This window comes from Pedosphaera parvula Ellin514 (assembly GCF_000172555.1).
In the GTDB taxonomy this organism is placed as follows: Bacteria; Verrucomicrobiota; Verrucomicrobiia; order Limisphaerales; family Pedosphaeraceae; genus Pedosphaera.
In genome coordinates this window covers 26,692-38,915 of record NZ_ABOX02000020.1, presented here as the reverse complement: position 1 = coordinate 38,915, position 12,224 = coordinate 26,692, and the positions used below count along the sequence as shown (strand labels likewise).

6 protein-coding genes are annotated in these 12,224 nt (G+C 55.1%); all 6 read right to left on the bottom strand.

Translation table 11 applies throughout. The features are described from left to right. Positions 1–85: 85 nt before the first annotated feature. The 6 genes from CFLAV_RS16150 to CFLAV_RS16120 all read right to left on the bottom strand — a co-directional run bounded on the left by CFLAV_RS16150 (position 86) and on the right by CFLAV_RS16120 (position 12,151). Positions 86–901 carry a site-specific integrase gene (locus CFLAV_RS16150; protein ID WP_007415844.1) on the bottom strand — a complete coding sequence of 272 codons (816 nt, stop codon included), beginning with the start codon at positions 899–901 and terminating at the stop codon, positions 86–88. A gap of 492 nt (positions 902–1,393) precedes the next feature. Beyond that, positions 1,394–3,364, bottom strand: coding sequence for a glycoside hydrolase family 97 protein (locus tag CFLAV_RS16145; RefSeq protein ID WP_007415843.1), 1,971 nt, complete (start codon positions 3,362–3,364; stop codon positions 1,394–1,396). Next, the gene (locus CFLAV_RS16140; RefSeq protein WP_007415842.1) at positions 3,361–5,943 is read right to left on the bottom strand and encodes an alpha-galactosidase; all 2,583 of its coding nucleotides are present in this window, start codon (positions 5,941–5,943) and stop codon (positions 3,361–3,363) included. The genes CFLAV_RS16145 and CFLAV_RS16140 overlap by 4 nt, the downstream gene beginning before the upstream one ends. Positions 5,944–5,983: 40 nt before the next feature. After that, positions 5,984–6,862 (bottom strand): aldose epimerase family protein, encoded by an 879-nt coding sequence (locus CFLAV_RS16135; protein WP_007415841.1) that lies wholly within the window; start codon positions 6,860–6,862, stop codon positions 5,984–5,986. 385 nt (positions 6,863–7,247) lie between these two features. Continuing rightward, positions 7,248–10,664 (bottom strand): DUF5107 domain-containing protein, encoded by a 3,417-nt coding sequence (locus tag CFLAV_RS16125; RefSeq protein WP_040549115.1) that lies wholly within the window; start codon positions 10,662–10,664, stop codon positions 7,248–7,250. Between the two features lie 65 nt (positions 10,665–10,729). Continuing rightward, positions 10,730–12,151 carry a sugar porter family MFS transporter gene (locus CFLAV_RS16120; protein ID WP_007415838.1) on the bottom strand — a complete coding sequence of 474 codons (1,422 nt, stop codon included), beginning with the start codon at positions 12,149–12,151 and terminating at the stop codon, positions 10,730–10,732. Between the last annotated feature and the right edge of the window lie 73 nt (positions 12,152–12,224).

The following is a 12,224-nucleotide window of genomic DNA, read 5'->3' as shown; positions in this document are numbered from 1 at the left end:
GCCTGTAACTAGCACGACGCGCCAAATGACTTGCAGAATGCGCCAAAGTGAGTTGCGAATATAAACAGGGCGGAAGCTAGTTACTCTACTGGTCTTCTGGTTCGAAAAAGGAATCGGTGGCGCGGTCGCCAGAGCGAACGGATTGCAGATACGGGAACAACGGGCCAGTTGCGTTCAAGTGGCGCAGAATCGCCTCGATGTGCGGGCCGAAATGAATCATCGCGAGGCTTCCGGTTTTTTGTCGGGCGTATGCGATTGTTTGGTTGGGCCAGTCAATGTCTTCCGCCTTCAGATTGGCGATGTCGGTTTGAGAACCGCCGAGATGCCAACACAGTTCGTAGAAGCTGCGCCGCTCCGGGTTCTTTTCCCGCTCAATGATGAGCTGATGTTCTTCGCTGGTAATGGCGCGTTTGTCCTTGAACCGCACTTCCGGCCAGAGGCGTTTCGGAATGAGCGGCCACGGCAGCCAGTTCATCGCAATGCAGAAGTTATGGAGCTTCCGCAGATGGACGTTGGTGCTGACCGTGCCCGCCTTGAGGCAGGCGAGCAGGTGGTCGGCTTGCGTTTCAATAATCACACGATGACGAATGAAATCCAACGCGGTTTCGTTCGCTGCCCGCCGCCAGCGATCCTGGGTTGAACCGTTTTTGGTTTCGACGATGGCATCGAGAGCTTGTTGCCATGTCCGTGTCGCGACGCCTGAATCCGTTCCGGCCAAGCATGCCTTGGCGATTTGGAGGTTCAGTTGCGGTTGGCGGACGGATTCATTGCGGGCGTTGAGGAGAGACGTGGCTTCAGCACGATCCTTTGTGCTAAGACTTTCCTGCTTTCGGGTTTCGGTGTCCTCGACATAGAATGTGCCACCGAGTTTGCGACGGTAGAGGATGAAACGACGTTTCATAATTTCAGACTTTCTGTCCGAAGCGATGAAACTGAACGCGGCTTTGGGTGTATCAGCTACACCAAACGGGCTGCGAATCCCGCCATCGCGAGTGATTGCCGAGTAATACCGGAGTAGTCGTTGAGTCGTTACCCGGTATTGATTTCACTGGCACTTTCACTGGCACTTGCCTCCTCCGGTATCTGCAACTCGTTGCAAGAGTGCAACTTGAAGTTGGAGGCGAGTGTCGGAATCGAACTTTAGCCAGGAGAACAAACAAGAGCTGTCAGATTAAATCGTGCCTGAAGCGCATGGGTCCATTTATAAGGGAAAAATCCGAGAAAAGCGAGGAACTTTCGCTTCAGGACGAATACCGTCCAACTGAGGTTACCATGGCAATGGATTCCAATTAAATAAAAGTACTAAGATGAATGTGTTGTAAATCAACCCTTTTGAAACGTAAGTGGTTGATGTTGAGAGTGGAGCGAGCAAAGGGATTCGAACCCTCGAGTTTCATTCGTTTAACCTCAAGATGAACCCACCACGTGGCGGAAGTTCGTGCTGCCATGAAGCTGCGTTATTGACCGGAGTCACGATGACTCCCAAGTCTGCGTGTTCACCCTCGGAGATCAGCAGGCGATGGTAGAATTTGTTGAAGACCGACAAATCCAGAGTGACAGGCAGGGCGGATTCGGTGCCATTGATACCGGCGATGAACCAACTCTTGCCGGAGCGTCGCGCAAAAATCGCCTCTTGTCCTGGAACACCCGAGAGACAGCGGGTTTCATCCCACCGCACGGGCGCATCGCGAAACACCTGCAAGGCTTGTGGTGGCAGGGATGCAAAGAACTCCGGGCTATCGGCATAATGGATAATTCCGGAAGTAAAGATAAGCGCGGCGGCCAATTGATGGGCGGCGGTGGTCAGCCGACGATATTTTTTGGGAGAACAACCAATGGGAGTAATGTCCATTGGTCCGATGGCGTTGCGCGTGAATGGCAGAACAGTATCCAGTTCCGCCGCCTTTTCAGTGTAATGCGGTTCGTAGAAATAACTTTCTGTGCCCAGCACGGCTTCGACCGTGAGCAAATTTGGCCATGTGCGTTGCCAACCGCGTGGGATGGTGCACCCATGCAAATTGACTGCCATTTTTCGCCCGGCGGTATCTTTGATCAAAGCCAGCTGTGCGGCGATTGCTTCCTGTCGATCTGAACACCAAAAATCCACTTTCACACCACGAATGCCAGCGGCGGCCATTTCATCCAGTTTGGCCGTTCGCTTATTGGCATCGTAAAAATCGGCGGCATGCAGCCAAGCCAGCGGTCGGACGCCTTCGGACTGAGCATGTTCGGCAATGGGCTTTAATCCGGGTCGCCACCAACCAGCGTCGAACAGCGTGTATTCCCAGCCCATTTTGGCGGAGAAATCGGTGAACTCATTAAACCGTTTTGTCGTGGTCGGCTCATCGGGATAGGACCACCAAGCCCACGCAGCATGACCTGGCTTTATCCACGATGTATCCTCGATGTGCGATGGAGGCACGAGGTCAGTCACCAGGGTTTCCAAGGCAATGTCGCCAGGGGTTCCCCCCATGACAATCACGCGCCAAGGCATGGTCCAAGGCAAGGTGAATCGTGGTTCTGGGCCGAATCGATTGGTGTAGCCACGCGTGCCTTCATCGGCCAAAGGAAAAGCGATGCGATAAACACCGCCGGAAGAATTCGGGTTGAGGTGACAGGCGCAGTAGGATTCATCCGTGCCTGCTTCCGTCAACAACACCCAGGTTGACGCCGTGGGGACATTAAACAGCGCGGGGAACGCCCAGCCGACAGCTTTGGCGCGGGAATCAGGCGGCGCTTCTCCCGGCGAAACATGAAAAAAGAAATCCTCGTATGCTGGTGTATAAGGGCCTGCGGCATGGTATGGCTGGAGCCAGCCTCGCGCCTCAAGTGGAAGAGCAAAGCCCGTAAGCTCGGATTCAACCACATGAACGCTGCTCGAATCCTGGATGAAACGATAACGAAAGGCGACGCCTTCATTGCTCGCTGCCAACTCAATTTCCAGCGGAATGTGATCCGCATTCTCAAACAGCAGGCTCCGATAGCTCAACACTTTGTTCACGTGCGGCTGGGTACCGGCGAACAATTCGTATTTTTGCCGGCGCCTTTCCACTTTGCCAGCGTGATTGAAAGTGAGTCCCTTTTCGAAACGTGAATCGTCGACGCGAAGTCCGAGCGGCGATTGGCCGATCACCATCCTTCCCGCGCGCGAAGTTTGGTAACTCAAGCTTCCCTCATCCCCAAGCGAAACGGAAATGGAACATTGACCATCCTGTGAAGCAATCGACCATGAGTTTTTATCCGGCACCGATGCTTCTACCACAATGGCCGCCAGGAATATCGCGCCTGGAATGGCCGACATAAGAATGCGTTTCAGCAACAACGACCTGGTCAAACTGTACTCGATGCTGAGACCCGTATTCATGAGCCGAGTTCGATTACACAGGCTTCGACGGCGCGGGTGCAGGAGGGCAGCATGCCCTGACGCATCAATTCCTCGCCGGTGAAGGTTTTGCCTTCCTGTGGAATGGCCGCACGACCGGAGGCGGGATTGATCTCGCGGATCAAATACCGTTTTGCAGGATCAAGTCCTTGCGGACGCACTGCGGTATTTTGGCCGTCTTTCAACTGGAATACAAACACCACAGCGCGGGATTGGTCGGGCGACACGAAATCCAGTGCGCCGCGCATTCCTTCGTGAGGATTTTCCAAGCGGTACAAATCGCCGAGTTGCGTCACATCTCGAATCCGTTTGTAGGCGCTGATCGCGCCTGCGCAAACGGCCTTGTCGGCCGGTGGCAGACTGGTCAAATCCAAGTCCATGCCGAAACGCGCACTCATCGCGACGCTGCAGGCGAAGTGCATGGGACGGTTGCCCGAATGAGTGACATGACTGGCGGTGGCCATCGGCGGGAAAAAATATGAAAAGTCCCATTGCATTGGAACGCGCACCGTGGAGTCGGTGTTGTCGCTTGGCCAGAATTCATGGAAATATTTCAACGCAGCATAATCCACACGCCCGCCGCCGCCGGAACACAACATCAACTCAGTGTTCGGGAAAGCCCGGGCTGTCTTTTCCATGAGAGCGTAAAGTGCGCGGACATAATCAATCCACAGATGTGATTGACGGTCTGGGGCCAGGTACGAGGAACCCGGTTGGGTCAGGTAGCGGTTGCAATCCCACTTGGCATAGGTGATGCCGGGGACGCTGAGGATATCCTGGATGACTTTCCATTCAAACTGTTGCACCTGGGGCCGCGTCAGATCAAGGACAAGCTGGTTACGCTGCAATTCCAATGGGCGTTTCGGTTGCGAGATCACCCAGTCGGGATGGTTGTCGAAAAGTTCGCTTTGTGGATTCACCATTTCAGGTTCAATCCAGATTCCGAAGCGCAATCCCCGCTTCGCCGCCTCGCTTGCAAGCGGAGCGAGGCCTTCGGGCAAGCGTTTGCGGTTCGGCTGCCAATCGCCAAGACCGGCATGGTCATTCACGCGCGGGTATTTGTTTCCGAACCAGCCGTCATCCAAAAGAAACAGTTCGGAGCCGATCTCCTTGGCCGGATCATAGAGGCCGACGATACGCTTGAAATCGAAGTTGAATTCCGTGGCTTCCCAATTGTTGAGAAGAACGGCGCGGGTTTCATGGCCGTCCCGCATCCCGAAATCACGCGCCCAGGCATGAAGTTTGCGGCTCATTTCACCCAGGCCATGATTGCTCCAGGTCCAGATCATGGTTGGTGTAACGAACGTTTCACCCGATTTCAGATGGTAGGTCGAAGCGAACGGGTTAATGCCGCACAAGGCGCGGACTCCCTGGTTGTTGTCATCGAAAGCGCATTGAAAACTTCCCGACCAGGCGAGCGAACCTGCCAACACGCGACCCGCGGTCTCGGAAGGCGGCCCGTCCAGAGAGAGAATGAAGGAAGGATTGCCGAATTGATCCGCCCTCACGCCGATCTTGGAATCCAGAATTTTCGTGCCCGGGGTGAGTTGCTCGGTGATCGGCGACAACATCTCCTTCGCCCAATCGCCCGCGAAATGTGTGAGAAAAAGATTGGTCGAGGCGAAATTGAGGGACGTTGAGGCCATGCGCTCAAGTTGCACCGAGTTTGTTTCGTGATGGATTATCTCCGACCACTGCTCAATGACATCCTTATCCCGATGGACACGGAAGCAAAGCGCGACCTCAAACGGGTAGGCTGGATCGTGCAGCTTGATGCGGACGAGATCACGATTCGTGGTTTCGTGGTTTTGGGTGACAGTGTCAAATAGCAACGCGGTGGAGGTATTTCCATCCGCATGAACCACCTGCAAGGCTGGTTCCCAGATATAGCCGTCACCGGCTTGAGGATAGGCTTCATCAGACCGTTCCACTTTGCCGCCGGACAGGCCCAGGGCGTTTTGGTAAAGGCGACCGTCCTCGCCAACCTCGAAATCCAGGGAAAAATGCGCGGTCTTCAGGCTGATGATCTCTTTTGGTGGCAGGGCTTTGGGTTTTGGCGCGCCATCGTTCATTGCAATATTGGCTTCGGCCCAGTCGGCGTGGTCGTTGCCAGATCCGTCTCCTCCATCGGTGACACGCAATCCCAACGTGCGAACCCCGCTGATATCCACATCAACCTTGGTTGGCGCCTGTGCGCCCCTGACCACGCCACTTTTCCAAAGCACTTTCTTATCCCCGATGACAATAAACTCAACGCTGCCTTGCGTCCCCGCGCTGTCATCCACGCCTACCTGTGCGCGAAACCGAGTCGCATTTCCACCTAGATCGATCCGCAGATTGCTTTCCGCGTGCGTGCCCACCCCATAAGAGAATTCTTTTGAACCGATACTCAGGGGGCGTCCGACGATGCCAGTATCCACCTTGGGAACACTCCAACCGCAGGTCATCAGGGACAGATCAAGCGAAGATAGCCTGACTGTTTCAGCGAAACTGTACGACCCGGAGGAAATCAAGAGGAGGACAAGGGCGACGGACTTTGAAACGGAGGATTTGATTTGCATAGCTTTCAATCGAGCGGGCTGCGGCCACCCTCCATCTGGATCATGAACCGATTCGTATTTGGATTTGCCAGGTTGCCGAAGCGAAGGGGGCCAGTGCTCTGCAACGTTCCCGGCGTGCGGCCACGGTGAGAAAATCGGAGTCGCCGTTCGTCGGCTCCATGGCGAAATGATCCATGCCATGCCACCCTCCGCGAGTCAGCCACAAACCGAGCGCATGATTTTCCACAACGTTCCATTCGAACTCCAGTCTTTCACCGGTGCGTTTATTGTGGATTGCGGAAATGCCTTTGTCGAGAGGCGCGGCGAAAACCTTGGCACAGTTGCCGTCGGGAACGGCGGTATCGATGGAGTCGACCCACTCATTCCCGTTTAACAAGGCACGGGTCGAGGTCGGCAACTCAAGCTGGTCACCCGCTTCCAATTGAAGCAACGGATGAAGCGCCCAAAGAAATTGCTCTGTGGCCGGGCCCTGATTGGTCAGCCGGTATACCATCCGAATCCCGTTGTCCAGCAGCAGGATGGTGCGCTCAAATTCCAAAGGCGAGAGCGCCAACTTGCACGAGGTTTTTAGAATGCCGCAATCCCAGGCTTGGGAGTCCACGGTCCAGGCAGCGCTCCATGCTTCACCGTGATCGGGCAATTCGCGCCCCCGCCAGGCGCAAGGAGCGATGGTCGGCAGGCATTCATCCATGCCAGCCAACGGGCTCGTGGCAAAGTCGTCTCCCAAGCGATTTGCAAAAAGTTTCAAGGGGCCGGGAGGATGCCAGAGCCATTCGCGCCCGGTCTTCAAATTTTTCAACGAGATGATTTTTGCGCCGAGTTCCGGCACAACGGCGATCTCCACATCTTCGTTGCCAAGCTGATAAACATCGAACCCTTGTTCCTGGCGGACGATAGGATTGTTCTCTACACCTTTCATGTCTCTAATCCTCTCAGTTTAGAGCCTGTTTTAAAATTATGGAGGGTGCTGCGGTTGGGGATTTTGGCTGCGGCCAAGGCGGCGAGGTGCTTGCGCACGGGCACCAAGCATCCCCGCAGCGGGCTGTGAGGGCCGAGAACGCAGGCCGCGGCCAAAAGCACCGCCGCCCGGAGGGTTTTCGCGCAAAAGGCCGTCTGGCTGCGTTGCTCCTCAGTCGAAGATCCACCAGGGATATTCTCCTTCGTCGCGCCTTGCCATCCAGCCTTTTGCCCGAAAACAGCACCCTCCATAATTTTAAAACAGGCTCTTATGAAGTTCGAGTTTTTCAAAATGTTTGCGTGAAGAATATTGAACATCTTTGTCAGCCTCCGGAGAGGGGGGTAAATCACTTCATCTCCTGCCGACCCGTGAAAAGATCAAAGGCCAACGCGTGGTTGGGATCGCGTCGAAGAACTGTTTTCAAAAGCGCACGGGCTTTTGCGGCCCGCCCCAAACCCAGTTGCGCCTGGGCTTGTAGAAACAACGCGCCGGTGGTTTGGCGGAATTGGGCGTCGTCATCAAAAAGCAACATGGTGGGAAGTGAAGTCGCGAAATAATCGATGGTCGCGGGAGTCTTTTCCAACTGGCGGGCATACGCCAGCAATTCCTTGAGCAAAGTCCGGCCTTTCGACTTTTGTCCGAGGCATATCAACGACAGCGCGGAGAAATAAGTCATTTCAGAGAAAGAACGGACGCTCATTTCCTGAAAATCGCCCCGGGCATTTGCGGCAGACTGCCAATGCCTTTGAGCCGAGGCCTTATCACCCAATTTGGAAAATGAACAGCCGAGCCAATATTGGATGTCGCTCTGATTTGCCAGGAGATGTTTGGCCTCGCCCAGATTTGGGGGCGCCTGGACTGCGCAAGCAAAGTGATCTTTGGCAGCGTTGAAATCTCCGCGCGCCATGAAGGACCTGCCCAACGCGAGGTGGGCACGGACATACTGGCCCAATGGCCCGCCTTCGCCGCCTTCCCATGGTTGGAAATGCCGGGCACCCACCAACGCGAGGGCTTCATGATTTCTACCGACCTGGTTGTAAAGGGCGCAGAGTTCCACGACCAAATCATCCCGCTGGCAAACCAAAGCAGGATACTTCCCGATTTCGCGCAACCGCGGTTCGGGAGATTCGCCGAGACGTTTCCAGAGTTGGTCGCGTTCGTACAGGAGACGAGCATCAAGTGGGTTGGCCTTGAAAGCCTTGTCATAAGATTGACGGGCCTTGGCACGGTTTTGCCGAATGTTAAAATAGCCGATGCCGAGGTTGCGCCAGACAATGGAGAATCCCGTGTCCAACCGGGCGCTGCGTTCCCAAAGCCGGATGGCTTCATCGTGACGCCGACGATCATAAAGCAAATTGCCAAGATAATAAGGGGCATGGGCGTCGGCGGGATTAGCGCGGACGGCTGCTTCCAAAATGGCTATCTCTTCGAGGCGCGATGGGAAGCAATAATCCGTGGGCAGCGATGCCGCGGTTTTGAAGGCTTTGAGGGCGGCTCTGACGTCGCCGGCCTTTCCGTGGAGCCAACCGAGCGTGAAGTGGATCAGCGGAAGCGCGCCCCAACTTTGATCGGGCAGATCACCCGGCTTCGCCACGGCAAGATTCAGGACGCTGATTCCTTCCTGCAGAAAGCCGGCGCGGGCATAGTCATGAGCGATGTCCAAATGAGTCTGCAAATCGCAAGCCAGGTTATCGCCATTCAAATGGCGAGACCACCAATCCAAGCAATCCAAATGCGAAGTCTTCGAGAGAAACCTGACCGCTTGCTCGGGCTTCTCCAATTTCCGCAGGATCAGAACCTTCAGATTTCTGGCCCTCAGGTTTTGGGTATCAAAGCGCAAGGCCAGATCAATATGCTGTAGTGCTGTTACCCATCGTCCTCTCAGGCAATCAATTTCAGCAACCGCATGATAACCCGCTCCAGCCCATGCCTGATTCCAGGTGGCTTTGTAGAAGAAATCATACGCCTCGTCGTCACGCTCCAGATGGCGCAGGCAAAGACCAAGATTGTAAAGTGGCTCGCCATCGGATGGATTTGAATTGCGGCGGGTCAAGCGCGCGATAGCCCGACGAAAGTGCTCCTCGGCGGTGGCAAACTCGCCGCGACGCAGATGCCACAAACCCAGGGCATTATTGCAACGGGAATCCAGCGGATCCCGGCGCAACGCCTCGCGCCAGTAGAACGTTGGCAAACGGGTTGCATGGCGATATTGATCCAGGTGAAGTCCCGTTACGTATAGTTCATCGTTGCTCGAGATGTCGGCTGGCGCGGGCGGCTCCGTTGCCGGCGGAGGGACTTCAGTCTCCACTCTCGCCTTGGGCTGGTATGAAATTAGTTCGTTGCCATATTGATCGATGACGCGGATCAACAAATCGGTTGCGACACCCCCCCTCGGCAATTGAATTGTCTCAAGCAAAGGTGTTGCCGGCGCAAGATTCCGCTCGAATCGGATGATTTGCCTGCCTTTTGCGTCAACGGTGACAACAGAGCCGGATTGATCGGCTGTGACCGCAATGCCCAACTGCAATGCGCTCCTCGTGGAATGCAGGCTGATGGCAGCTTGCAGATTTGCCCGAGACACTGGTCCGATTTTTTGAAATGGATACCAATACTGGCTCCAGGTCTTGGTTTCGCCAGGTTGGAGAAAGCTGAAGTCGGGTTGGTTGTCGGTGTAGACGCCCGCCATGATCTCGATATATGGTCCGAATTCGCCTTTGGAGTCGGGCACGGTGAGATTGCGGTCCCATGCGTAGCCGAATTCGTGGTTTCCCCAAGTCCACTGCTTTTTTCCGGGAGAAATATGATGGTTGGCGAAATGGACAATGCCAGCCTGAGCCGAGTGATCGTAGCCGCCAAAGAAATCCTCTTTGCTGCCCATGCACATATAGGAAGTTGGCACGGGAATATTTGCGTAGAACGACAAATCGTTTGAAGCGTAATCCACCAGGGTTTTTCCGCCACAAGCTGATGGAATGAAGTTCGCGGGACAAGCGGCCTCTGGAACACCGCTGCGCGCGCGCTCAGCATACTCCACTCCATAGTAATGGTCGCGGCATAACGGATAGCTGCTCATGGTGCGGCGGGCATGATCGGCAACATACGAGACGTCCGGCGGGAAGAAACTCTGATAGGATTCGTTCACGCGCGTGGCCACGTTGGCCCACCACAGGAAAGTCTGGGTGAGCGTTGTGCGATTGTAGGCGCGGACCTTCAGTTCAAGATAGGAGCGTCCCGGGTGAAGACAAACTCCATGCATGCCCTTCATCCGGGTCATCGGGTCATGGTCGCTGCACCAGACCGTCCGGGAACCATCGGCATGGGTTTCGATCTCATAATCCACCGGCAGAAATGTGGCGGGGCGATGGTGCTGGGGCCAGTTGAACTCAATACCACCGCTTATCCATGGTCCTGCGAGACCCACGAGAGCGGGTTTGATGACCGGCTGGTTGTAAATGACATCGTAGCCATTCGTCTTGTCCTGCATGACGTGGATGCGGCCACCAAGCTCCGGAAGAATCATCACGCGGAGAAATTCATTTTCCAACCAAACCGCCTTCCATTTCCTATCCACCGGTTTCTCCGCAATGCGATCTGTGAAGGGCAGCGGATAGACTTTTCCGCTGCTGCCCTGGTAGACTCGCTTTTCCAGAAACATGGGATTTTTGTCCGGGGGCGCGGGCAGGAAAGTGGGGATGATCATCTCTTCCAGACGCACCTCAACAGTTGAGGCGATTGGGGATTCGTCCGTGCGCCTTGTGTCCATGAGGCCATGACGCGCACGTCCACCGTTTATTTGAGTTCCATTCATTGACTTACGGATTCAATGGATTAATTGACCAAATCGCTTTCGATTTGCTCCAGTGTTTTGCCGCGTGTTTCGGGGAGTTTGAATTTGATGAAAACAAATCCGGCGAGGCAAATGGCGGCATAAAGCCAGAATGTTCCGGCCGAGCCGAGTCTCTTATTCAGGATGGGAAACGTGTAGGTGAGCAGAAAACAGGCGATCCACAGGGCCGAGACCGCGACGGACATGGCCGCGCCTCTTATGCGGTTCGGAAAAATCTCGGAGATGACCACCCAGGTTATCGGCGCGAGAGACATGGCATAGCAGCCGATCGCCGCCAGAACCAACAGCAACATTGGCAGCCCTTTGACCCCGCCGCTGTAGCAAAAGCCCAATGCGAGATAGATCAAAGCCAGGGCGGCGGAGCCGAATAACATCAGGGGGCGCCGCCCGCCGCGATCCACGACTCCGAGTGCGACAAAAGTACAGGCGAGATTGACGGATCCCGTCCAGGCGATGTTTTTCAAAACGGTCGAAATGTCATAACCGGCGGCGCGAAAGATTTCTTCGGCATAATTGAAAATGACATTGATGCCGCACCATTGCTGGAAGACCGCCAGGACGATGCCAAGCACGAGAACTTTTCTCATTGCCGGGGCGAATAATTCCTTGATACCAGCGCTTTGCACCTGCTCTGTGGCAATCGTGGATTTGATATCGGAGAGCGCGGCATCGGCGTAGTAATTGCCGCCGATTTTCGTCAATATACGGCGGGCGTTGTCAGTTTTGCCATACTTGGTCAACCAGCGCGGACTTTCAGGGACCATGAACATGCCCAGGAAGAAGAGCAGCGCGGGGGCGGCGGTAAGCCCGAACATCCATCTCCAGCCCTGCTGTCCGAACCAGGAATTACGGATGAAATCGTCCGAAGCGCCGGCTGGCAGGTTGCGAACGAGATACCAGTTGATGTATTGGGCCAGAAGAATGCCAATGACCACGGTCAATTGATTGATTGCGACCAGTTTGCCGCGGACCTGCGCGGGGGCGATTTCGGCGATGTACATCGGCGAGAGACTGGAAGCCAGGCCGATCGCGGTGCCACCTAATATACGCCAGGCGATGAAGATGGAGAAGTTGTTGGCGAGGGCGTTTCCCAGTGAAGTCACGGCGAAGAGGAATGCGGCGAGGATGAGGAGTTTTTTGCGGCCGAAATTGTCACTCAGCGCGCCCGCCGCCAGTGCCCCGACCAGACAACCGATGAGAGCACAACTGTTGGCCCAACCGATTTGGGACTCGGTGGTCAATTCAAAGTATCGTTGAAAAAACGGCTTGGCGCCGCCGATCACCACCCAGTCCCAGCCGAATAATAAACCGCCCATGGCCGCCACTACCGAAATGAGCCATACATAGCCCATGTTATAGTCAACCTTGAGAGTGGAACTTTTTGTTTCAGATGCGATTATCATGGCGTGAAATGCTTAGCAGCCGACTGGCCGTACCGAATGACTTATCCAGAAGAAATTTTTGGTGAACGGAACG

Excerpts from the sequence above, each read along its gene's own strand:
- CFLAV_RS16125 (WP_040549115.1), bottom strand. The coding sequence starts at position 10,664 with ATGGACACAAGGCGCACGGACGAATCCCCAATCGCCTCAACTGTTGAG.
- CFLAV_RS16145 (WP_007415843.1), bottom strand. The coding sequence starts at position 3,364 with ATGAATACGGGTCTCAGCATCGAGTACAGTTTGACCAGGTCGTTGTTG.
- CFLAV_RS16120 (WP_007415838.1), bottom strand. The coding sequence starts at position 12,151 with ATGATAATCGCATCTGAAACAAAAAGTTCCACTCTCAAGGTTGACTAT.
- CFLAV_RS16140 (WP_007415842.1), bottom strand. The coding sequence starts at position 5,943 with ATGCAAATCAAATCCTCCGTTTCAAAGTCCGTCGCCCTTGTCCTCCTC.
- CFLAV_RS16150 (WP_007415844.1), bottom strand. The coding sequence starts at position 901 with ATGAAACGTCGTTTCATCCTCTACCGTCGCAAACTCGGTGGCACATTC.
- CFLAV_RS16135 (WP_007415841.1), bottom strand. The coding sequence starts at position 6,862 with ATGAAAGGTGTAGAGAACAATCCTATCGTCCGCCAGGAACAAGGGTTC.